The organism is Lysinibacillus sp. GW821-FHT14F06, assembly GCF_058803665.1.
The window spans coordinates 19,735-41,408 of record NZ_JBXAPF010000040.1 but is presented as its reverse complement, the minus strand read 5'-3'; the positions used below and the strand labels follow the sequence as shown (position 1 = coordinate 41,408).

At 36.6% G+C, this 21,674-nt stretch carries 24 protein-coding genes; 18 read left to right on the top strand and 6 right to left on the bottom strand.

Translation table 11 applies throughout. The features are described 5' to 3' along the window. Positions 1-87: 87 nt before the first annotated feature. The 4 genes from recF to dnaA all read right to left on the bottom strand — a co-directional run bounded on the left by recF (position 88) and on the right by dnaA (position 4,241). On the bottom strand, positions 88-1,203 hold the full coding sequence (gene recF, locus AC1RNS_RS23385; RefSeq protein WP_492996158.1) for a DNA replication/repair protein RecF: 1,116 nt from the start codon (positions 1,201-1,203) through the stop codon (positions 88-90). A 3-nt stretch (positions 1,204-1,206) separates the two neighbouring features. Beyond that, the gene (gene yaaA, locus AC1RNS_RS23380) at positions 1,207-1,431 is read right to left on the bottom strand and encodes a S4 domain-containing protein YaaA (protein ID WP_054771591.1); all 225 of its coding nucleotides are present in this window, start codon (positions 1,429-1,431) and stop codon (positions 1,207-1,209) included. 155 nt (positions 1,432-1,586) lie between these two features. Next, positions 1,587-2,723 (bottom strand): DNA polymerase III subunit beta, encoded by a 1,137-nt coding sequence (gene dnaN / locus AC1RNS_RS23375; RefSeq protein ID WP_492996157.1) that lies wholly within the window; start codon positions 2,721-2,723, stop codon positions 1,587-1,589. A 168-nt stretch (positions 2,724-2,891) separates the two neighbouring features. Next, a complete protein-coding gene (gene dnaA / locus AC1RNS_RS23370; RefSeq protein ID WP_283870210.1) occupies positions 2,892-4,241 on the bottom strand; it encodes a chromosomal replication initiator protein DnaA in 1,350 nt (449 codons plus the stop codon). Between the two features lie 641 nt (positions 4,242-4,882). On the opposite strand from dnaA, the gene rpmH reads away from it, so the two are divergent. The 11 genes from rpmH to AC1RNS_RS23315 all read left to right on the top strand — a co-directional run bounded on the left by rpmH (position 4,883) and on the right by AC1RNS_RS23315 (position 15,383). Next, a complete protein-coding gene (rpmH, locus tag AC1RNS_RS23365; RefSeq protein ID WP_004233310.1) occupies positions 4,883-5,017 on the top strand; it encodes a 50S ribosomal protein L34 in 135 nt (44 codons plus the stop codon). Between the two features lie 100 nt (positions 5,018-5,117). Then, positions 5,118-5,462, top strand: coding sequence for a ribonuclease P protein component (gene rnpA, locus AC1RNS_RS23360; RefSeq protein WP_492996154.1), 345 nt, complete (start codon positions 5,118-5,120; stop codon positions 5,460-5,462). A 296-nt stretch (positions 5,463-5,758) separates the two neighbouring features. After that, the gene (gene yidC, locus AC1RNS_RS23355; RefSeq protein WP_492996153.1) at positions 5,759-6,529 is read left to right on the top strand and encodes a membrane protein insertase YidC; all 771 of its coding nucleotides are present in this window, start codon (positions 5,759-5,761) and stop codon (positions 6,527-6,529) included. Then, positions 6,526-7,320: an RNA-binding cell elongation regulator Jag/EloR gene (jag, locus tag AC1RNS_RS23350; protein WP_492996151.1), complete on the top strand. Its 795-nt coding sequence runs from the start codon at positions 6,526-6,528 to the stop codon at positions 7,318-7,320. Before yidC ends, jag begins: the two co-directional genes overlap by 4 nt. Positions 7,321-7,531: 211 nt before the next feature. Further along, positions 7,532-8,917 (top strand): tRNA uridine-5-carboxymethylaminomethyl(34) synthesis GTPase MnmE, encoded by a 1,386-nt coding sequence (gene mnmE, locus AC1RNS_RS23345; RefSeq protein ID WP_492996150.1) that lies wholly within the window; start codon positions 7,532-7,534, stop codon positions 8,915-8,917. Between the two features lie 28 nt (positions 8,918-8,945). Further along, positions 8,946-10,838 (top strand): tRNA uridine-5-carboxymethylaminomethyl(34) synthesis enzyme MnmG, encoded by a 1,893-nt coding sequence (gene mnmG / locus AC1RNS_RS23340; protein ID WP_492996149.1) that lies wholly within the window; start codon positions 8,946-8,948, stop codon positions 10,836-10,838. Between the two features lie 122 nt (positions 10,839-10,960). Beyond that, entirely contained in the window at positions 10,961-11,677 is a 717-nt protein-coding gene (gene rsmG / locus AC1RNS_RS23335; RefSeq protein WP_492996147.1) for a 16S rRNA (guanine(527)-N(7))-methyltransferase RsmG, read from the top strand. A gap of 179 nt (positions 11,678-11,856) precedes the next feature. After that, a complete protein-coding gene (gene noc, locus AC1RNS_RS23330; protein WP_492996146.1) occupies positions 11,857-12,756 on the top strand; it encodes a nucleoid occlusion protein in 900 nt (299 codons plus the stop codon). A gap of 228 nt (positions 12,757-12,984) precedes the next feature. Next, the gene (locus tag AC1RNS_RS23325) at positions 12,985-13,746 is read left to right on the top strand and encodes a ParA family protein (RefSeq protein WP_427543825.1); all 762 of its coding nucleotides are present in this window, start codon (positions 12,985-12,987) and stop codon (positions 13,744-13,746) included. Then, positions 13,739-14,587 (top strand): ParB/RepB/Spo0J family partition protein, encoded by an 849-nt coding sequence (locus AC1RNS_RS23320; protein WP_492996145.1) that lies wholly within the window; start codon positions 13,739-13,741, stop codon positions 14,585-14,587. Before AC1RNS_RS23325 ends, AC1RNS_RS23320 begins: the two co-directional genes overlap by 8 nt. 79 nt (positions 14,588-14,666) lie before the next feature. Then, positions 14,667-15,383, top strand: a complete 717-nt coding sequence (locus AC1RNS_RS23315; RefSeq protein WP_492996144.1) for a DUF554 domain-containing protein — start codon at positions 14,667-14,669, stop codon at positions 15,381-15,383. Here AC1RNS_RS23315 and yyaC read toward each other — a convergent pair. Continuing rightward, complete coding sequence (yyaC, locus tag AC1RNS_RS23310) at positions 15,300-15,932, bottom strand: spore protease YyaC (protein WP_492996143.1); 633 nt, start codon at positions 15,930-15,932, stop codon at positions 15,300-15,302. The genes AC1RNS_RS23315 and yyaC overlap by 84 nt on opposite strands. A gap of 159 nt (positions 15,933-16,091) precedes the next feature. On the opposite strand from yyaC, the gene AC1RNS_RS23305 reads away from it, so the two are divergent. The 4 genes from AC1RNS_RS23305 to AC1RNS_RS23290 all read left to right on the top strand — a co-directional run bounded on the left by AC1RNS_RS23305 (position 16,092) and on the right by AC1RNS_RS23290 (position 19,421). Beyond that, positions 16,092-16,901, top strand: a complete 810-nt coding sequence (locus AC1RNS_RS23305) for a mechanosensitive ion channel family protein (RefSeq protein ID WP_492996165.1) — start codon at positions 16,092-16,094, stop codon at positions 16,899-16,901. Beyond that, positions 16,901-17,101, top strand: a complete 201-nt coding sequence (locus tag AC1RNS_RS23300; protein ID WP_054771598.1) for a DUF951 domain-containing protein — start codon at positions 16,901-16,903, stop codon at positions 17,099-17,101. Before AC1RNS_RS23305 ends, AC1RNS_RS23300 begins: the two co-directional genes overlap by 1 nt. Before the next feature lie 96 nt (positions 17,102-17,197). Further along, positions 17,198-18,298, top strand: coding sequence for a redox-regulated ATPase YchF (gene ychF / locus AC1RNS_RS23295; protein WP_286923221.1), 1,101 nt, complete (start codon positions 17,198-17,200; stop codon positions 18,296-18,298). 82 nt (positions 18,299-18,380) lie between these two features. Next, positions 18,381-19,421, top strand: a complete 1,041-nt coding sequence (locus tag AC1RNS_RS23290) for an acyl-CoA dehydrogenase family protein (RefSeq protein ID WP_492996141.1) — start codon at positions 18,381-18,383, stop codon at positions 19,419-19,421. 110 nt (positions 19,422-19,531) lie between these two features. Here the strand turns inward: AC1RNS_RS23290 and AC1RNS_RS23285 are convergent, their stop codons facing one another. Next, positions 19,532-20,092, bottom strand: a complete 561-nt coding sequence (locus tag AC1RNS_RS23285) for a DUF3267 domain-containing protein (protein WP_492996140.1) — start codon at positions 20,090-20,092, stop codon at positions 19,532-19,534. A 172-nt stretch (positions 20,093-20,264) separates the two neighbouring features. Here AC1RNS_RS23285 and rpsF point away from each other — a divergent pair, with 172 nt between their 5' ends. The 3 genes from rpsF to rpsR are packed head-to-tail and all read left to right on the top strand — an operon-like array spanning position 20,265 to position 21,445. Further along, positions 20,265-20,555, top strand: coding sequence for a 30S ribosomal protein S6 (gene rpsF / locus AC1RNS_RS23280; RefSeq protein WP_492996139.1), 291 nt, complete (start codon positions 20,265-20,267; stop codon positions 20,553-20,555). A gap of 36 nt (positions 20,556-20,591) precedes the next feature. Beyond that, the gene (ssb, locus tag AC1RNS_RS23275; protein WP_492996138.1) at positions 20,592-21,167 is read left to right on the top strand and encodes a single-stranded DNA-binding protein; all 576 of its coding nucleotides are present in this window, start codon (positions 20,592-20,594) and stop codon (positions 21,165-21,167) included. A gap of 41 nt (positions 21,168-21,208) precedes the next feature. Continuing rightward, positions 21,209-21,445, top strand: coding sequence for a 30S ribosomal protein S18 (gene rpsR, locus AC1RNS_RS23270; RefSeq protein ID WP_012296211.1), 237 nt, complete (start codon positions 21,209-21,211; stop codon positions 21,443-21,445). The last annotated feature ends 229 nt before the right edge of the window (positions 21,446-21,674 follow it).

Sequence of the window (21,674 nt, the reverse complement as noted above, 5' to 3'; positions counted from 1 at the left end):
TCCTTCATAACATCGTTTGTGTAAATGAATGAACAGTCAACCGAGCTGACTATTACCATTCTTTTGTAATCTAAAAAACTACCCGGGCTAACTTTCTTCAATCGCTCCTTGTTTCACGTGGAACAGCTGTGCATGCTCCATTGTCTCATGATGAATTCCATCAACGCTTGTAGTCGTTACAAAGGTTTGAACCTCACCCTGAATGGTATTTAGTAAATGCGATTGGCGATAATCGTCGAGTTCTGACAATACATCATCTAAAAGTAGTATGGGTGTTTCATTCGTTTCTTGTTTAATTAATTCGATTTCAGCAAGTTTTAATGAAAGAGCGGTAGTACGTTGTTGTCCTTGCGAACCATAAGTCTGTACATCATAGCCGTTTACTAGAAACTGCAAATCATCTCGATGTGGACCCACTAATGTTACTCCCCGATCAAATTCTCGCTCCTTAGCTTCAATTAGCTTTTTATGCAAGAAGTTTTCAATTTCACTGGTAGTATGATGCTTTTCTATACCAGCTACGGTGCGATATTTTATAAGCAGTATTTCCTTCCCTTGTGAAATACCTCCGTGAATCGGTTCAGCCCACTCTTGCAATAAATCCATAAATTGAAATCTTTTTCGAATAATTTGGGTAGCAGCGTGAATATATTGTTCATTATAGACCTCATACATCACGTCATCTATCATTGTTTTCCCTTGATTCATTTTTAAATAGTGGTTACGTTGTTTTAAAATTTTTTGAAAGGTTAATAAATCATGTAAATAAACAGGCGAAATTTGCCCAATCTCCATATCAATAAAACGTCGTCGAATCTGAGGACTCCCTTTTACAACATTCAAATCTTCGGGAGCAAACATCACGACATTCATTTGACCAATATAATGACTAAGGCGACTTTGCTCTATATGATTTATCTTACCCTTCTTGCCTTTTTTTGTAATCGTAAGCTCTATCGGTAAAATACCATGCCTTTTTTGAACGGCCCCTTCTATTTTACCATAGTCTGAATCCCAACGTATCAATTCTTTATCGTTCGTCGTTCGATGGGATTTAGCCATCGCTAATACGTAAATAGATTCCATTACATTTGTTTTTCCTTGCGCATTTTCACCAATGAAAACATTAATTTTTGGAGAGAATTTTAAAGCTAAGGCATCATAGTTACGGTAATTTGTAAGTTTTAACTGCTCTATATGCATATCTTACTGTCCAGTGGATCCAACGATACGAAATCGACCACATCCAGGAATATTAACGATGTCTCCGTCACGTAATTTACGACCGCGGCGATCATCCACTTCTCCGTTTACATATACATCATTTTCTTGTAAAAACCATTTCGCCATACCACCTGAGCTAATCGCATCGGTCATTTTTAAAAGCTGCCCTAACGTGACAAACTCCACATCAATTTCAATGTCCTTCATAGCTGTGTTCCCCTCCAAATTCAGACTGTCTATCTCTCTATCATACCTAAAAATTCATCATAAGTAAAAAAAGATAGCCGCAATTAGCGACTATCCTAATGTTTTCTAAGTCCATACAGTTCGTTTTGTTTTTCTATCGAAAGTACTTTGAATTTTTAATAAGTACGTACAGGTAAAATTAACTGTAATATTGCATCATCATGAACAGAACGTAAAATAAATGGTCTCATTGCTCCTGTAAATTGGATGACGACATCTTGACCATCAATGGCTTTTAATGCCTCCATCATATATTTCGCACTAAAGGAAATTTTTAAGTTCTCGCCTTCAAGTAATTCTACTGGAATCTCCTCTTGTACTTTACCGATTTCTGGAGAATTAGAAGAAACTTCAACAGCTTGGTTGTCTAGAATTTCAAAACGTACAACATTATTACGATCACCTCGAGCAACGAGCGAAGCACGATCAATTGCTTGTAATAATGATTTCCCATTAATCGTTACATTTGTTTGATACTCTTCTGGAATTAAACGTGTTGTATCTGGGTAGTTCCCTTCTAGTAAACGAGAGAAGAACAATACTTCTCCAGTTTTAAATAACACCTGTTGGCTCGTAATAACAATTTGAACAAGGTTTGTTGAATCTTCTAATACTTTATTTAACTCATTTAAGCTTTTTCCTGGAATAACAACACTATGTTCAACTTCAGGTAAATTTTCTAACTGAACTTTTCGTCTTGCCAATCGGTGGCTATCTGTTGCAACACAGATTAATGCTTCATTTTTTATTTGCCAGTTTACACCTGTCAACACGGGTCTGCTTTCTGAAGTAGCGACAGCGAATACTGTTTCACGGATAATAGACTTTAATAAGTCAGCAGGAATAGTAAATTTTTGATCTTCTGTTAATTCGGGTAGTAATGGGTATTCTGCAGCATCTGATCCAATCAAATGAAATTCTGATTTCCCAGAACGGATATGCGTTTGGAAACCAGGTGTTACGTGAATTTCAACTTCATTTGTTGGTAATTTACGCACAATTTCATTAAACATACGAGCTTGTACAACAATCGATCCTGTATCTGTAATATGAATGATTTGTTGCCCATCCTCTTCAACTGGAATAAATGTTTGAATAGTAATATCAGCGTCACTACCAGTTAAACGAATTCCTTCCTCAGTAACATCAATTTTTATCCCCGTTAAAATAGGTATCGTAGTTTTAGAACTTACAGCTTTCATGACATCATTTAAACCTTCTAATAAACGGTCACGTAAAATATCAAATTTCATTCGTTTTCCCTCACATATTTATATTATTTATTTATATAAAATAAAAAAGATATAGTAATAGGTCCTGTGGATTTGTGGATAAGTATATTTAAGTCAATAAAATCAGTCTATCCACATGTAGATAGACTGTGCATAAGTTTGTGTTTAAATAATGGAATTGTCCACAGATTATTTTCCTAACATGCTTCTAATTTGTTTAATATCTTGTTGTAGTTGAACGTCATTTTTCAACATGGAAGATATCTTTTCATGAGCATGTATAACAGTAGTATGGTCACGTCCACCAAATTCTTCGCCAATTTTCGGCAGCGAGAAATCTGTTAATTCGCGGGATAAAAACATCGCAATTTGACGTGGGAAAGCAATTAATTTTGTACGTTTTTTGGCAGCAAAATCTTCTAAACGTATATTAAAATGCTCTCCTACTGCATTTTGAATGTCTAATATAGTGACAGTTCGCGGCTTCGAATTAGGAATGATATCTTTTAATGCTTCTGCAGCCAAAGTAGCATTAATATCCTTGTTTACTAGTGATGAATAGGCAACGACGCGAATAAGCGCACCTTCAAGCTCCCTAATATTGGAGTCGATCTGGTTCGCAATATAGAGCATTACCTCATTTGGCACTTCTAAACCGTCAGCCTTTGCCTTTTTTCGAAGGATAGCGATACGAGTTTCCAAATCCGGTGGTGCAATATCTGTGATTAATCCCCATTCAAAACGAGAACGTAAACGGTCTTCCAGAGTCGGAATTTCCTTTGGAGGACGGTCACTGGAAATAACAATTTGTTTCGATTCTTCATGCAATGTATTAAAAGTATGGAAAAATTCTTCCTGAGTAGATTCTTTTCCAGCTAAAAATTGAATATCATCAATTAGCAGTACATCTACATTGCGATATTTGTTACGAAAATCAAGTGCCTTATTATCCCGAATTGAGTTAATAAATTCATTTGTAAATTTTTCAGATGATAAATAGACTACTTTGGCATTTGGGTTATGTTCTAAAACATAATGACCAATTGCATGCATTAAGTGTGTCTTGCCAAGCCCTACGCCCCCATAAATAAAAAATGGGTTATAAGCCTTCGCGGGCGCTTCAGCAACAGCAAGTGAGGCAGCGTGTGCAAAGCGATTACCAGAGCCAATAACAAACGTATCAAAAGTATACTTCGGGTTTAACATACCTGGTGAAATATCATGGTGATCGTTATTTTTTGCTTGGATGATCGGCGCTGGTAAATCAAAATCGTCCGAATCCTGGTTTTTTTGAACAACAAATTTAATAAGCAAGTCTTCGCCTGTAAGCTCCGTTAATATACCTGTAATCAAATGAATATAATGATTCTCAAGCCAGTCTCGAGCAAACGAATTTGGCGCGGCTATTGTTACAGTAGAACCACTCCCATTATAAGTAAGTAGTTTCGTAGATTTTAGCCACGTTTCGAAGCTTGGTTTAGAAATTTTTTGTTCAACTTGAGCCAGGACATTGTTCCATAGTTCTTCTAAATGTTCCAAGCTGCTAATCTCCTTTACAGTTCAATACAATTACAACAAAAAAATAGTGCATTTATAAAAGGGAAAATACGTTCATTTTACACTTCATCCACAAACCCACAAGCTGTGGATAAAAGTTAACCAAAGGCTGTGATAAAAATTATCCACAGCATATCAACAGTTGTGGATAAAATAAAAGTCAATTTCAGTTTTCAACAAAGTGAAGCACAGTAATCGTATCAGAAAAACAAAGCTATTTCAATAGTTTACGAAACTTATCCACATACCATCTATTTATGCACTCTCGAGTTGTCCACAGCCTCTGTTTATGTGAAAAAGCTGTAGATAAATATTGTGGATAAAAAAACATGCAAAAAATACTATACACAACTCTGTGTAAAAAAAACAAGTCCCCTGTGGATAATTTATTTTTATTTAAGAGACAGGAAGACTAAGAACCAGATCCTAATAAATAGCTGAACTAACATTATGTTTGAACAAATGCAGCAATAAAACTGGAGGGAAAAGTAATAGACGTAAGAGTAATTTCATTTGACGAAAGAAATTTATGAAATTCATTGACAAAACAACTAGATGCTTTATATAATATTCAGGTCTGTATGTTGAAAAATTCAACTTTCATTCAGGAGGTGTCTATATAAATGAAACGTACTTACCAACCAAAAAAACGTAAGCACAGTAAAGTTCACGGTTTCCGCGCACGTATGAGCACGAAAAACGGTCGTAAAGTTCTTGCTGCTCGTCGTCGTAAAGGAAGAAAAGTTTTATCAGCATAAAATAAGTCCACTGAGCCACATCAGTGGTCTTTTTTTTCTTTATTTTTAGTAAAGCTAGAAATGAGGATCAAAAGATATTATCTAGTAGCAGGTGAAAGTAATGAAAAAACGCCAACGAGTAAAGAAGAATGAGGATTTTCAAAAGGTGTTTAAAAAAGGTAAATCTTTCGCTAATCGTCAGTTTGTCGTTTATTTTCTGATGAAAGAAGGACAAACTGAATTTCGTATAGGTTTATCAGTTAGCAAGAAGCTTGGGAATGCAGTAACCCGCAACCAGATTAAACGCTATATTCGACAAAGTATTCATGAGTTAAAGGATGAGCTTAAGCCGAATATGGACTATGTTATTATCGCCAGAAAACCGGCGGCCACTATGGATTTTCATGATGTGAAACAAAGTTTGCAGCATGTACTACGAATCGCAAAGGTATTGAAGAAAACGTAATACAGATGGCAGCCAAAGTGGGAAAAGCGCCTTTATTTTTTGTAGTATTTCTTTTGTAAAATAAAGCTAGAAAATACGTATAGGGGTATATAATATTGATGTTTCACAGCAATATATGAAAAATTAGTAACATTACTTAAGTAAATAAGCGTATATTGTTAGAATATTTAGTAGAGTGAAACGTTATAGGCATGATAAAATAACTGATAACTTTATTCAGAAGAAAACAAAAAATGAATAGAGTAGCACGAATATAGATTTAGAAAAAGTGAATAGTATTTGTAGGGGGAAGAAGGTTGAAGAAACAACTTTGGGTAATTTTGTCGCTAGTAACAGTAGCATTGCTGCTTTCTGGTTGTACAGAATTCAATGAACCAATTTCCAAAGATAGCACTGGCTTCTGGAATGAATTCATTGTTTGGCCGTTGGTATCAGCGATAAAATACTTTGCTGATCTGCTCGGTACGTATGCATGGGGAATCATTGCTGTAACGATTATTATTCGTTTAGCGATTCTGCCATTGATGATTAAGCAAACGAAGAGTTCTAAAAAGATGCAAGAAATTCAGCCAAAATTGAAGGAACTGCAAAAGAAGTATGCTTCTAAGGATGCACAAACACAGCAGCAATATCAGCAAGAGATGATGAAGCTAATGAGTGAGTCAGGTGTAAATCCAGTTGCTGGATGTTTGCCAGTAATCATTCAAATGCCAATTTTAATTGGTTTCTATCATGCAATCAGTCGTATGAATGCTTCAAAAGAGTTTGATTTAGGGAATTTCTTTATCTTCCCATTAGCAGATCCTGCACCAGCTTTAGCAATTACTGCAGGTTTAATGCAATTTATTGTATTACGTACGGGTCCAGCTATGGACAACCCTCAAATGAAAATGATGATGTATATTATGCCATTTATGATTATTGCTTTCGGTATGGCATTGCCAGCAGCATTACCGCTATACTGGATAATCGGTAATATTATCTCGATTATTCAAAACCTGTTTATTTATAAACCTTGGAATAAAGATAAAACACAACCTGCTCAAAATGGAGGGGCTAAAAAGTGAAACAACTTACGCAAATAGGCGCAACAACACAAGAAGCGATCTCATTGGCGTTACAGAAACTTGGCAAAACCCGTGAACAAGTAGATGTTGAAGTTTTACAAGAAGGTAAAAAAGGATTTTTAGGTTTTGGGGCACGTTCAGCAGAGATACGTGTGACAGTAAAGGAAGTACAGATTCCGATAGTTGAAACAGAGAAGGTAGAAAAGCTAAATCTGAATCAATTGGAGGAACCAGCAGTAATAGATGATGTTGATACAAAAAGTTCACAAGTTTCTGAGCAACCAAGTGAAATCGAAGCAGTTCAACAAGTCACAGAAGAACCAGAGTCCTCAGTTAATCCTATTGATGAGGCAAAAGCTTACTTAGTAAATATCGCTAAGCAATTGGATATCCATGATCTTGACATAGAAACGACACGCGAAGGGAAATATGTCTTATTTCAGCTGAAATGTGAGAAAGCTGCACTGCTTATAGGGAAACGTGGTCAAACATTAAATTCTCTACAGCAATTGACACAACTTGTATTAAATAAAAGTGCTAAGCAATTCTTAATGGTGAAATTAGATGTTGAAAACTATCGTGAACGTCGTCAGGAGGCTCTAGAGTTACTAGCAGATCGTATGGCAGATAAAGCACTTCGCTTAAATCAACGTGTAGCATTTGAGCCAATGCAGTCATACGAAAGAAAAATTATTCATAATCAATTGGCAAATCGCCTTGATCTTGAAACATACTCAGAAGGAACGGAGCCAAATCGTTATTTAGTAATTGAACCTGTAAAGAACGGTTAAACTTCGTAAAACATACAGACAAAACATGAGTCATTTTATCGTTAAGATAAAATGGCTTTTTTTTTATCCATTAAAATTCTCTATTTATTTATCCACAATTGGAAAATATCCTTACTTTAGATTTTATTGAAAATATGTTAGTCTAAGGTGTTAGTAAGTTTTGGTCGGTTTTTAATTATCCACATGTGGATAACGTTGAGGAGGTCATTAAATGGAGTTTGATACAATTGCTGCGATATCCACACCAATGGGTGAGGGAGCCATAGCTATTGTCCGATTAAGTGGAGATGAAGCAGTGGCAATTGCAGATAAAATATTCAGATCGCCTGGTGGAAAAAGCTTAACAACGAAGGCTACACATACGATTCATTATGGGCATTTAGTCGATCCTAAAACAAATGAGGTTGTAGAGGAAGTAATGCTGTCATTAATGCGTGGACCAAAAACATTCACGCGTGAGGATGTAGTAGAAATAAATTGTCATGGTGGTCTTGTTTCTGTAAACAGAGTATTGAAATTAGTTTTAACGAATGGCGCAAGATTAGCAGAGCCAGGTGAATTTACAAAACGAGCATTTTTAAATGGACGTATTGATTTATCGCAAGCTGAAGCGGTAATGGATTTAATAAGAGCTAAGACAGACCGAGCGATGAATGTGGCTTTAGGCCAAATGGATGGGAAATTGTCGCGTTTAATAGGTGATTTACGTCAAGCATTACTAGAGACATTAGCACAAGTAGAGGTTAATATAGATTATCCTGAGTATGATGATGTAGAAGAGATGACAGTACCTGTATTAGTAGAAAAATGTACGTGGGTACGTAATGAAATTATGAAACTTCTGCAAACATCCTCTCAAGGAAAAATACTACGTGAAGGTTTATCTACAGTTATCTTAGGTCGCCCAAATGTCGGTAAATCTTCTCTTTTAAATAGTTTAGTCCAAGAGAATAAGGCCATTGTGACAGATATTGCAGGGACAACTCGTGATATTATAGAGGAGTACGTCAATGTACGTGGTGTACCACTACGTTTAGTGGATACAGCTGGAATTCGTGAAACAGAGGATATCGTTGAACGAATTGGAGTAGAACGCTCTCGTGAAGCTTTACGTGGAGCGGATTTAATTTTGTTTGTATTAAATTATGCTGATGAATTGACTGCCGAAGATGAACGTTTATTCGAAACAATTAAGACAATGGATTACATCGTCATTGTCAATAAAACAGATTTACCACAGAAAATTGATATAGCCCGCGTAAAAGAGTTAGCGGGTGGTCATCGTATTGTGACAACTTCTCTTTTACAAGAAGAAGGTATCACGGAATTAGAGGAAGCAATTGCAGCGCTATTTTTTGAAGGACAAATCGAAGCGGGCGATTTAACATATGTATCAAATGTAAGACACATTGCATTATTGCATCAAGCACAAGCAACGGTTGAGGATGCATTAGCTGCTGCACAAGCAGGTGTACCAGTAGATATGGTACAAATTGATGTAACAAGAACTTGGGAAATACTTGGCGAAATTATTGGTGACACTGTACAGGAAAGCCTAATTAATCAGCTATTTTCACAGTTCTGCTTAGGAAAATAAATTTACGAAAGAAAGGAAGATACGAGCTATGCCAACAAAATATGAGGCAGGCACGTTTGATGTTATCGTCATTGGCGCAGGTCATGCGGGTTCAGAAGCTGCTCACGCTGCTGCCAAAATGGGTGCTAACACACTGATGTTGACGATCAATTTAGATATGATTGCGTTTATGCCATGTAATCCATCAATTGGTGGTCCTGCAAAAGGTATTGTAGTACGAGAAATTGACGCTTTAGGCGGAGCTATGGGGAAAGTCATAGATAAAACACATATTCAAATGCGTATGTTAAATACAGGGAAAGGTCCTGCGGTACGAGCTTTACGAGCACAGGCAGACAAAGTTTTATACCAACAAGAAATGAAACGTGTGTTGGAGGAAACTGCAAATTTAACGATCCATCAAGGAATGGTGGAAGAGTTAATTATTGAGGATGGAGAAGTGAAAGGTGTTGTTACACAAATTGGCGCTGCTTATCGTGCTAAAACAGTAGTTGTCACAACAGGAACTTTCCTTCGCGGTGAGATCATTATTGGAGATGTTAAATATTCAAGTGGTCCTAATAACCAACAGCCTTCTATTCGACTAGCCGATAATTTAAAAGAGCTTGGTTTTGATCTTGTTCGCTTTAAAACTGGAACTCCGCCACGCGTGAACAGCCGTACAATTGATTACGACAAAACGGAAATCCAACCAGGAGACGATGTTCCACGTGCCTTTAGCTTTGAAACGACTGAATTTATCATGGATCAACTCCCTTGCTGGTTAACCTATACAAGCCCTGAAACACATGAAATTATTGAGGCTAACTTACATCTATCCCCGATGTACTCAGGGATGATTAAAGGAACGGGGCCACGTTACTGTCCATCTATTGAAGACAAAGTTGTGCGATTTAATGACAAGCCACGCCATCAGATTTTCTTAGAGCCAGAAGGTCGCAATACACGCGAAGTCTATGTTCAAGGTTTATCAACAAGTTTACCAGAGCATGTACAAACACGCTTATTAAAATCGATCCCTGGTTTAGAAAAGGCAGAAATGATGCGTGCTGGCTATGCTATCGAATATGATGCGATTGTGCCTACACAGTTATGGCCAACATTAGAAACAAAGCGCATTAAAGGGCTATATACAGCAGGCCAAATTAACGGAACATCTGGTTACGAGGAGGCAGCTGCTCAAGGCTTAATGGCAGGGATGAATGCTGCGGCAAACTCCCTTGGAAAAAAAGAGCTAATTTTAAGTCGATCAGATGCTTATATTGGTGTATTAATCGATGACCTTGTAACAAAAGGTACAAATGAACCGTATCGTTTACTAACATCTCGTGCTGAATACCGTTTACTTCTTCGCCATGATAATGCTGATTTACGTTTAGTGGAGCTAGGGTATAAAATGGGAATGATTGCAGAACAAAGATATGCTCAATTCAATGAGAAAAAAGAGCTAATTGAAAGTGAAATTGCACGTCTTCGAGATATTATTATTAAACCCAATGAAGCTACACAGACTGTTATTCGCTCTGTAGGTGGTAGTGAACTGAAAGATGGCATTCGTGGAGCGGATTTATTAAAACGTCCAGAGATGCATTATGAATTAATTTCTTCACTAATTCCTGCAGATGTTGAATTTTCGGAAGAAGAGAAGGAACAAATCGAGATTCAGCTTAAATATGAAGGTTATATTGAAAAAGCATTGCAACAAGTGGAAAAGCTTCATAAAATGGAAAATAAAAAAATCCCAGAAAATATTGATTATGATGCTATTTCAGGTTTAGCAACAGAAGCGCGTCAAAAATTAAAACAAGTTACACCACTTTCTATTGCGCAGGCCTCTCGTATTTCTGGTGTTAATCCTGCAGATATTTCCATTCTGCTTGTTTATATTGAACAAGGTAAGATTGCGAAAGTAAGCAGCTAATCATTAAGAACAGTAAAGTGAATAAGGGGCGGGCATACCATTGTGCCCGCTTCCTATTTTTCAGGCTATGCTAAGCATATCTCAGATACGCTTACTGGCCATATAGCTAAAGGAGACTTTACATGAATGAACAACAATTTATTGAGGCATTAAAGGAAAAGGGGATAGAGCTTTCTGATCATCAAATCACTCAATTTAAAAAATACTTTGAACTCCTTGTTGAGTGGAATGAAAAAATGAACCTTACGGCTATTACTGATTTAGAAGGTGTTTATTTAAAGCATTTTTACGATTCCATTAGTGCTTCCTTCTATTTTGATTTTTCAACCGTGACAACAGTTTGTGATGTTGGAGCAGGGGCTGGATTCCCAAGTATTCCAATTAAAATCTGCTACCCACATTTACACATCACTATTGTAGATTCTTTAAATAAAAGAATTACATTTTTAAATCATTTAAGTGATGAGCTGCAATTAGAGAATATGCATTTTGTACATGCCCGAGCAGAGGAATTTGGTCAAAATCCAAAATATCGTGAGCAGTTTGATGTTGTAACAGCTCGTGCAGTAGCCCGTCTATCGGTCTTATCAGAGCTATGTGCACCACTAGCAAAACAGGGTGGATATTTTGTTGCCTTAAAAGCAGCAGCAGGTGCAGAAGAATTAAAAGATGCTAAAAAAGCATTGACTACATTAGGCGTTTCATTAAAAGAAGAATTTTCTTTCCATTTACCTGTTGAAGAAAGTGACCGTATTTTATATATCTTTGATAAAATAAAAGGAACACCGAAAAAATATCCGCGTAAACCAGGTGTACCAAATAAAACACCAATTCAATAATTAGTGTTTCATGTGAAACTTCTCAAAGTAGAAAATAATTTTTCTATTTTGAGCATACATACTAGTTATGGATGGTTCACGCAATTGACATCTATGAACTATATACATTTTAAGAAATATAATAAATAATAATAGAATGACACTTAGCAAGATAGTTACTTAAAGGTGGTGCCACTTGGATGAAAAGTCCTTTTTCACGTTTTTTTGGAGGCGGAAGTAAAACAGAGCCTATTGTGAAAAATGAAGTAGAACAAGCAGAGGCGGTTCATACAACAGAAGAAGTCATAAAATTGCCTATTGATCAAATTGTACCTAACCGTTTTCAGCCACGTACTATTTTTGATGATGAAAAAATTGAAGAATTATCAAGAACCATTCATACACATGGTGTGATTCAGCCAATTGTTGTACGTAAAACATCAGAAAATCAATATGAAATCATCGCTGGAGAACGTCGTTATCGAGCGATGAAAAAGCTACAATGGACAGAAGTCCCTGCTATTGTACGTAATTTAACTGATAAGGAAACAGCATCTATTGCTTTAATAGAGAACTTACAGCGTGAGGAGTTAACTGCGATTGAAGAAGCTGTAGCCTATCAAAAATTATTAGAGCTTCATGAGCTGACACAAGAAGCTTTGGCCCAGCGACTTGGAAAAGGACAATCCACTGTAGCCAATAAATTACGTTTATTAAAGCTGCCGGATGAAGTGCAGCAAGCAATTTTGAAGCGTAAAATATCTGAACGACATGCACGTGCATTAATTGCGATTAAAGATCAGCCATTACAACTAGAGATTTTGCAACAGACAATTGAAAATGATTGGAATGTTCGCCAGCTAGAGGAGCACATTCATCAATTATTACATCCAGAGACAGCAGATCAAGAGGAAGATGCGCCAAAGAAAGCTAGACCAAAACGTAAGGCAATTAGTAAAGATGTCCGTATTGCTTTGAATACGATTAAACAATCGCTATCAATGGTAACCAAAAGTGGTATAACGGTTAAGACGGAGGAAGAAGACACAGAGGAATATTATCAAATTACAGTAAAAATACCAAAAAAGAAAAAATCTTAAAGCTAATATTATTTTAGAAAAATAATAAATTGACTTTTTTCCTTCTGTTTAGAGGAGGCATTTCAGAAATATATCTGAGATGCCTCCTTTTTTGTATATATTCTTAATATTTTATACAACTCTTTTCTGTTTTTTTGATAGAATGAGAATTAGATAGCGGTATTGAGTAGTGATTTTACAAATGATTTGTCAAAGTGAGCTTTGATAGATGGAAGCAGGTGCTTTTAAATGGGTAGAATTATAGCAATCGCCAATCAAAAGGGTGGCGTAGGTAAAACAACGACATCGGTCAATTTGAGCGCTTGTCTAGCATATTTGGGAAAAAAAGTGCTATTAATTGATGCTGATCCACAGGGCAATACAACAAGTGGACTTGGTGTTAATAAAGGAGAACTTCAAGGCTGTATTTATGATGTCTTAATTGATGATGAAAACGTTGTAAATGTCATTCAAGAAACAAATGTAGAAAACTTATCCATTGTTCCGGCAACGATTTCATTGGCTGGAGCGGAAATCGAATTAGTTTCAACCATATCAAGAGAGGTACGTTTAAAGCATGCACTTCAAAATGTGAAAGAAGACTATGATTATATCATTATTGATTGCCCGCCTTCTTTAGGGCTTTTAACTATTAACGCTTTAACTGCATCCGATGCATTAATTATTCCAGTTCAATGTGAATATTATGCATTAGAAGGGCTTAGTCAGCTATTATCTACTGTTCGTTTAGTGCAGAAGCATTTAAATCAACAACTTTACATTGATGGTGTGCTATTAACGATGCTTGATGCACGAACAAACTTAGGCTTACAAGTAATTGATGAAGTAAAAAAATATTTCCAAGATAAAGTATATAAAACAATTATTCCTCGTAATGTGCGATTGAGTGAGGCCCCAAGTCATGGGCAGCCAATAATCATTTATGACGCAAAATCAAGAGGTGCAGAAGTTTATTTAGAGATGGCGAGGGAAGTGATTAAAAATGGCTAAAGGTTTAGGAAAAGGCATTGGTGCGTTATTTCCTGGAGAGTCTTTAGAACAAAGTGGGCAAGTAGAGGAAATTCAATTAGAGTTAATTGTTGCAAACCCATTTCAGCCTCGTAAAATTTTTGATGAAGAAACGTTACAAGAATTAGCAGACTCCATACAGGAACATGGCATTCTACAGCCTATTGCAGTACGTAAGAAAGGGCGTAAATATGAAATTGTTGCTGGGGAACGACGTTATCGTGCCGCTCAATTAGCAGGTTTAGAGGTTATTCCTGCCATTATAAAAGAATTCTCAGATGCACAAATGATGGAGCTAGCTATTTTAGAAAATCTACAGCGTGAAGATTTAACAGTTATTGAAGAGGCTGAAGCTTACCAAAGTTTAATGGAAAACTTACATTTAACACAGGAGGAGTTATCCAAGCGATTAGGGAAGAGTAGACCACATATCGCCAACCATGTTCGTTTACTAGCACTACCTGAGGATGTTCGTGCGTTGATGAACAATGGCACTCTATCAATGGGACAGGGACGAGCATTACTAGGGCTGAAAAATAAAAGAAGAATTCCTGAGGTCGCAAATAAGGTTATTAAACAAGGCTTAAATGTACGTCAGGTTGAAGTGCTAGTCCAAACTATAAATGAAGAAGTTTCACGTGAAACAATTCAGCCAAAGAAAAAGGATATATTTGTTGTAGCAAAGGAGTCACAACTACGAGATTATTTTGGAACAAATGTCCAAATAAAGAAGGTTAATAATAAAGGGAAAATAGAAATTGAGTTTTACTCTGAGGATGATTTAGAACGTATTTTAGAAATATTAAATTTACAAGATGAGTAATGCTAAATTTCTATAACGTAGTCAGAGCGCCGAATTATAAGGCGCTCTCTATTTTTCTAGAGAGAAGGAAGGCTGAACCGTGGTTTTATTTGGAGCTTTAATAAACGCATTATTAATTATAGCAGGCTCGGTTGTAGGGAGAATTTTTAAAAATATTCCGGAATCAATGAAGTCTTCTGTATTATCAATTATTGGCTTAGCAGTTGCACTTTTAGGTATTAAAATGGGCTTTGAAAGTGATAACTTTATTATAATGGTGGTAAGTTTAGTTGTAGGTACTGTTATTGGCGAATGGTTAGACTTAGATAAACAAATGAATCGACTGGGGCAATGGGTTGAATCTTTATTTAGCAAAAAACGTACTGATAATAATCAAATTAGTATTGCAGAGGGTTTTGTAACGGCTTCATTGATTTTTGTAGTCGGTTCTATGGCTGTCATAGGTGCACTTGATAGTGGCTTGCGTAATGATCATAATGTACTCATAACGAAAGGTTTAATCGATGGATTTACTTCGATTATCTTAGCATCTACATTAGGCATAGGTGTACTATTATCTGCAGTGCCTGTCTTCCTATATCAAGGAGTGATTGCACTTTTCGCGGGTGTCATTAGCTCCTTTATACCAGATGAAGCGTTACAAATGTTTATTACAGAGATGACTGCTGTAGGTGGTGTCATGATTTTGGCCATTGGTTTAAATATTGCAGGCTTAACCAAGATCAAGGCTGCCAACTTGTTGCCAGGTATCGTCGTTGTCGGCATTATGGTCGCTATCTTCTATACTTTTCAGTGAGAAACGATGTGCAGCGAGTAATAGTGCTCTTGAAAGTTTTTCCGCCATTGCATAAGAAATATGAAGTCTTGTATTTTGTAAAACCAGCATCTCCATAAAGCCTCCAATATTGACGATTCCTTTAACAGAAATGTCACCAATTGGAGGTAATTGTTTTTTAACAGCCTTACCAGGGAAAATGGGTCCATTTTGTACAGAAATATGCCCAACATTTTTTTCGCTACCAAGGCAAGCATCAATCGCAATAATAAAAGGTTTTGTTGTATGATTGTGTAGCTGTTGTAATGTAGAGTCTAAATTAAGAGCATGTAAAGGATCTTCTAAAGAGCCTACAACTTCATATGGAAAACTAACAGATTTATTAAGAAAACTACCTGTTAATGGCCCCAGGGTATCACCTGTACAACGGTCACTTCCAATACAGCAGAAAATAAGTCGATCATGATGAAATGGTATATGTTCTAAAAATAATGTACTTAATTGCCAAACGGCATTTTTACTTTCATGATGAAGGGAATAAGGAAGTAATAAATTTGGTATAGTATTCATAAAAAAACTCACTTTCTTTTTTATTTGGAGGAAGTGCTCAATTTTTATGCAGTATACACAAATTTTTAGTAAGTTATACAAGAGGTGGTAATATTGGGATTCAACAAGAGGTTGATAGAAAATTATTGGAATAAACTAACATCAGAAGAATTTTGGGAAATGATTGTAGATGCAACCCTTGAAATTACACTTATTCTAATTGTTTCATGGATCGCAGTACGATTAGGGAAAAAATTTATTAAAAAAGTGTTTTTAATACGTATGCGCTCTCCATTAAACCATTCAGAGCGTCGACAGCGAACAATTTCGAGATTATTACAAAGTATTATCTCCTACGCTGTTTATTTTTCCGCCATCGTTGCAATTTTATCTAGCTTAGAGATTAAAATAGCAGGGCTTTTGGCTGGTGCAGGGATTGTTGGTTTAGCAATTGGTTTTGGTGCACAAAGTTTAGTAAAGGATGTTATTACTGGATTTTTTATCATTTTTGAGGATCAATTCGGTGTTGGTGATTATATAAAAATTAATGGGGCAGAAGGAACCGTTGTAGAAATAGGCTTACGAACGACAAAGATTAACGGAGCTACTGGTGAGCAATTTATAATTCCAAATGGTTCAATTGGGGAAGTTGTGAACTATTCTGTCAATAACTCTAAAATTTTTATAGATTTACAGATGACGAGTGATGCAGATTTTGAAAAGGCAGAATCTATTATAAAGAAATATTTAGAATCGTTACCTGATGTTCATAAAGAGCTCGTAACAGTACCAGCCTTTTTAGGGGTACAAAATGTCAAGGGTACTGAAGTAACGATTCGTATAGTGGCTGAGACATTACCTCAGCAACAATATGGAGTGGCACGTACTATTCGTAGAGATGTGACAAGGCTTTTTGAAGAAAATAATATACCAATGTCTCATCCAAAAATGATGTTATATGGTGTTAAAGATGAAGGGAGAAATGAATAATGGAACCGAAGAAATTTGGTCTAAACGATATTGTTGAAATGAAGAAGCAGCACCCATGTGGCACAAACAAGTGGAAAATTATTCGTATGGGTGCAGATGTACGAATTAAATGTGAAGGCTGTCAGCATAGTGTCATGATTCCACGCCGTGAATTTGAAAAAAAAATGAAGAAGGTTTTAATTTCGGCTAGTGAGGCTTAGCTTTAGGCGTATTAGACTTTTTAAGAGTGAATCAATATAATAGATAAGGTTATATGAGAGAAAAATGAACAGATCATAGAAAGGTTGTGTCCATTCATGGCATTAACAGCTGGAATCGTTGGTTTACCTAACGTTGGGAAATCAACATTATTTAACGCAATTACAAAAGCGGGCGCATTGGCTGCAAACTATCCATTCGCAACAATCGATCCAAATGTTGGTATTGTTGAAGTACCAGATGCACGTTTAGATAAATTAACTGAATTAGTAATACCGAAAAAAACAGTACCAACAGCGTTTGAGTTTACTGATATCGCAGGAATTGTAAAAGGTGCTTCAAAAGGTGAAGGATTAGGAAATAAATTTCTAGCACATATTCGTGAAGTAGATGCCATTTGCCAAGTTGTGCGTTGCTTTGTAGACGAAAACATTACGCACGTATCAGGAGCTGTTGATCCAATTGATGATATTGAGGTCATTAATCTAGAGCTTGCGCTTGCTGATTTAGAATCTGTAGATAAGCGTTTACAGCGTGTTAGCAAAATGGCTAAGCAAAAAGACAAGGAAGCCATGATTGAAGAACCTGTACTACTAAAAATTAAAGAACAATTAGAAAACGGTCGACCTGCACGTGCAGCTGAGCTTTCTGAGGATGAACTAAAGGTAATCAAGGGGCTTCATCTATTAACAATTAAACCAATGCTTTATGTGGCAAACGTTTCAGAAGATGAAGTGGCAGATGCTGATAACAACGAGTATGTGAAAAAAGTGCGTGAGTATGCGTCTGCTGAAGGTGCTCAAGTTATTACAATTTGTGCAAAAATCGAAGAAGAAATTTCCGAGCTTGATGATGAAGAAAAGGCAATGTTCCTAGAAGAACTAGGTATTAAGGAATCAGGTTTAGATCAATTAATCCGTACTTCTTATGATTTACTTGGACTAGCAACTTACTTTACAGCAGGGGTACAAGAGGTGCGTGCATGGACTTTCCGTAAAGGGATGAAGGCTCCACAATGTGCGGGGATCATTCATACTGACTTTGAACGTGGTTTTATTCGTGCAGAAACAGTTGCGTTCGATGATTTAGTAGAGGCTGGTTCTCAAGCCGCTGCTAAAGAAGCTGGTAAAGTACGTCTTGAAGGTAAAGAGTATATTGTACAAGACGGAGATATTATGTTATTCCGTTTCAATGTATAAAACATAAACTGGGGCAATCTTTAAATGGATTGCCTTTTTTGTTTAGATGTTGATCTGTTTATTTTGAAAGGCAGGTATAGTGATGAATTTATTACACATAAAAGAACGAGGATTGGAAATTGAGCAGCTAGGGCAATTACCGATAGATATCTTAGAAGCTATTTACGAGCAAAAATTGTTTAAGCTATTTACACCTAAGGAATTAGGCGGTAAAGAATTAAACTTATTGGAAGGCATGAAAGTATTTCAACAGATGTCTGCACTTGATGGAAATCTAGGTTGGCTGGTCACAATCGGTACAGGTGGTAATGCATTTATCCCAACATTCAATCAAGAGGTCTGTAAAAAAATCTTTTCGCCAAGAAATGCTGTTATCGCAGGTAGTGGCTATCCAACAGGCATAGCAGTGCAAATGGAGGGTGGCTATCGTGTATCAGGACAATGGAAGTATTGTAGTGGCGCAGATTATGCTACTACTTTTACAATGAATTGCTTTGTGGAGCATGAAGGTATAAGAACCGATCAAATTATTAGTTGCTCAGTTGAGCGTGAGCATGTTGAGATTTTTCATGATTGGCGTGCAATGGGTTTAAAAGCAACAGCCAGTCATACAATCAGTATTCAAAATGCATGGGTGCCACAAGAAGCAACGTTTCAGTTAGGTGCCATTCATAATAACTATGGAAACTTTGTACATAGCTTTCCGTTTGGCACATTTGCAGAGGCTTCCTTCCTGAGTGTTTGCCTAGGCATAACAGAAAATTTCTTAGAGCAGACGTCTATTATGATCAAGCAAAAAAGTAATGAACCAAGTCGAGCAGAACGCATGGGTACATTACACGCTTTATTAATACAGAAGCAACAAAACTTTAATCAGCTTGAAGAACAATTTTATGCAAAACTGACTCAATACTGGGAAAAACATGAAGCTGGTCACGATTTAACAGATGCAGAACTACAACAATTTTCACAAATGAGTAAGTATAGCGCGGCATCCTGTGTCGATATTGCCAACAGCTTCATTCGTAATTTTGGAATGGAGGCAATTACTGAGACATCTTCGATTAATCGTATTTGGAGAAATTTATATACTGCAGCACAGCATGGTTTTTTAACTCCGTAAAGTTGTCAGAAGTTTTTTGATGAGCAAACTAGAAAATGCCAAAGCACAAATTAAATAGCGCTTTGGCATTTTGAATTTTTTACTAAATATGTAGAGTGTCCCAACCTTTTTTAATCCTTTTTTGGATTCGTGTAAACATATAGCTTAGGTAAATGTGGATCATCTTTAATAAGTGCATTTTTTGGATATTTACGTAACTCTTTATACATTGCGAAATCTCCCACAGCTCCAGCTATTAAAAATGCCCCCACTAATACTAGAACAGTGCTGTTAAAGTAGAAACCTACAATAGCAGGTAAAATACCTGTCGTCCAAAAAGGCAGTAATAAGGCCTTCTTCATTTCATGATTAGGCAGTGGCTGGTCTGTTGTAGCATACGCTATGCCTAGCTCTAAATTAAGGCCATATTTTAATGACTTAAAAGGTACGCCTCCAAATAACATAAATCCAAGTAAATGAGAGGCCTCGTGTAATACAATAAATAAAATATACAGGGCAACAAAGAGAACGGACCCAATAATCATATCAAAAAATGAGAAATGGAACTCTTTAAAGCAAATATATTGAATTGCCAAAAATAATATAACAAGTCCACTTGTGACAACAATATTGTCCATCATTAGTTTTTTTATATCGAGTTCGATCACAATCGGTTCTTTTTCTGGTAGCATGAAAGCTCCTCCTTCATGAATCAATTATATACATTATATAGGATGAATTATTAGTTTACGACTTGAAAGACATGTACCTGTATGTTACAATTCATTGATGTGAGTAATAATTATTACTTACTCCTTGCTCCCTTATATAGGAGAGCCTAAGTCCATAAGGAGGTGTAAACAGATGAGAAAATACGAATTAATGTACATCGTACGTCCAAACATTGAAGACGAAGCGAAGAAAGCTTTAGTTGAACGTTTCAACGAAATCTTAACTTCTAACGGTGCAGAAGTCATCGAATCAAAAGAGTGGGGCAAACGTCGCCTAGCTTATGAAATTCAAGACTTCCGTGAAGGTTACTACCAAATCGTTAAAGTAAACGCTACTTCAGGAGCAATCAACGAATATACACGTCTTGCTAACATCAGCGAAGATATCATTCGTCACATTGCAGTTCGCGAAGAAGAAAAATAATTTTTAACAAAATGCTGAAAAGGAGGTTGTATTCTGATGATAAACCGTGTCGTTTTAGTTGGAAGACTAACAAAAGATCCTGAGCTACGCTATACACCAAATGGTATTGCGTCTACACGATTTACAATTGCTGTGAATCGAACATTCTCAAACCAACAAGGTGAACGCGAAGCTGATTTCATTAGTTGCGTTGCGTGGCGAAAACAGGCCGAAAACCTAGCGAACTTCATGCGAAAAGGAAGTTTAATTGGAGTGGAAGGCCGCATCCAAACAGGTAGCTATGAAGGACAAGATGGTAAGCGAGTATACACAACAGATGTAGTGGCAGATAGCGTACAGTTTTTAGAGTCCCGTAATGCTGGTGCTAGCGGTGCTCCTGCTCCACAATATGGTGGACAGACTTACGGTAATAACCAGCCATCGTATGGTGGTGGTCAACCACAGCAATCATTTGGTGGTTCGATGCCTGGACAGGGTTCATTTGGCAACGATGCTGCTTATCAGCAAAATCAACCACCTATGAATCAGCCGAACTATACACGTGTAGATGAGGATCCATTTGCGAATAGCAAAGGACCGATTGAAGTATCTGAGGATGATCTTCCATTCTAAAATACTTCTAACATAAAAAAATAATAAGGAGGAGACATACTATGGCACCACGTCGCGGAGGCCGCAAACGCCGTAAAGTTTGCTACTTCACTGCTAATAACATTACGCATATCGACTATAAAGATGTGGATTTATTAAAAAAATTCATCTCTGAGCGCGGTAAAATCTTACCACGTCGCGTAACTGGCACTAGCGCTAAGTACCAACGTAAATTAACTTCAGCTATCAAAGTATCTCGTATCATGGGATTACTTCCATTCGTAGCAGAAGACAAATAAGATTGATGTCGCCAAGGCATTGACCTTGCATCAATTTTTAAGACCAGCATATTTCGGTATTCGTATCGATGTATGCTGGTTTTTTGTTGCAAAATGTTTTTTAATGAAAAAATTTGTTTAGGCGATTCGGTAATATATCCTCTATATAGACATGTATTAAAGTCAAGAGTTCTACAAAATTTATGATTCTTAGCGTTTTTTGTTCAATAACGTGAAAAAATGGTACAAT

What these genes read in the sequence shown, in the direction of transcription:
- ychF (WP_286923221.1), top strand. Translation starts at nt 17,198, where the DNA reads ATGGCATTAACAGCTGGAATCGTTGGTTTACCTAACGTTGGGAAATCA.
- rpmH (WP_004233310.1), top strand. Translation starts at nt 4,883, where the DNA reads ATGAAACGTACTTACCAACCAAAAAAACGTAAGCACAGTAAAGTTCAC.
- rpsF (WP_492996139.1), top strand. Translation starts at nt 20,265, where the DNA reads ATGAGAAAATACGAATTAATGTACATCGTACGTCCAAACATTGAAGAC.
- rsmG (WP_492996147.1), top strand. Translation starts at nt 10,961, where the DNA reads ATGAATGAACAACAATTTATTGAGGCATTAAAGGAAAAGGGGATAGAG.
- rpsR (WP_012296211.1), top strand. Translation starts at nt 21,209, where the DNA reads ATGGCACCACGTCGCGGAGGCCGCAAACGCCGTAAAGTTTGCTACTTC.
- mnmG (WP_492996149.1), top strand. Translation starts at nt 8,946, where the DNA reads ATGCCAACAAAATATGAGGCAGGCACGTTTGATGTTATCGTCATTGGC.
- AC1RNS_RS23285 (WP_492996140.1), bottom strand. Translation starts at nt 20,092, where the DNA reads ATGCTACCAGAAAAAGAACCGATTGTGATCGAACTCGATATAAAAAAA.
- mnmE (WP_492996150.1), top strand. Translation starts at nt 7,532, where the DNA reads ATGGAGTTTGATACAATTGCTGCGATATCCACACCAATGGGTGAGGGA.
- yyaC (WP_492996143.1), bottom strand. Translation starts at nt 15,932, where the DNA reads ATGAATACTATACCAAATTTATTACTTCCTTATTCCCTTCATCATGAA.
- ssb (WP_492996138.1), top strand. Translation starts at nt 20,592, where the DNA reads ATGATAAACCGTGTCGTTTTAGTTGGAAGACTAACAAAAGATCCTGAG.
- AC1RNS_RS23290 (WP_492996141.1), top strand. Translation starts at nt 18,381, where the DNA reads ATGAATTTATTACACATAAAAGAACGAGGATTGGAAATTGAGCAGCTA.
- AC1RNS_RS23320 (WP_492996145.1), top strand. Translation starts at nt 13,739, where the DNA reads ATGGCTAAAGGTTTAGGAAAAGGCATTGGTGCGTTATTTCCTGGAGAG.
- yaaA (WP_054771591.1), bottom strand. Translation starts at nt 1,431, where the DNA reads ATGAAGGACATTGAAATTGATGTGGAGTTTGTCACGTTAGGGCAGCTT.
- AC1RNS_RS23325 (WP_427543825.1), top strand. Translation starts at nt 12,985, where the DNA reads ATGGGTAGAATTATAGCAATCGCCAATCAAAAGGGTGGCGTAGGTAAA.
- rnpA (WP_492996154.1), top strand. Translation starts at nt 5,118, where the DNA reads ATGAAAAAACGCCAACGAGTAAAGAAGAATGAGGATTTTCAAAAGGTG.
- recF (WP_492996158.1), bottom strand. Translation starts at nt 1,203, where the DNA reads ATGCATATAGAGCAGTTAAAACTTACAAATTACCGTAACTATGATGCC.
- dnaN (WP_492996157.1), bottom strand. Translation starts at nt 2,723, where the DNA reads ATGAAATTTGATATTTTACGTGACCGTTTATTAGAAGGTTTAAATGAT.
- noc (WP_492996146.1), top strand. Translation starts at nt 11,857, where the DNA reads ATGAAAAGTCCTTTTTCACGTTTTTTTGGAGGCGGAAGTAAAACAGAG.
- AC1RNS_RS23305 (WP_492996165.1), top strand. Translation starts at nt 16,092, where the DNA reads ATGATTGTAGATGCAACCCTTGAAATTACACTTATTCTAATTGTTTCA.
- AC1RNS_RS23300 (WP_054771598.1), top strand. Translation starts at nt 16,901, where the DNA reads ATGGAACCGAAGAAATTTGGTCTAAACGATATTGTTGAAATGAAGAAG.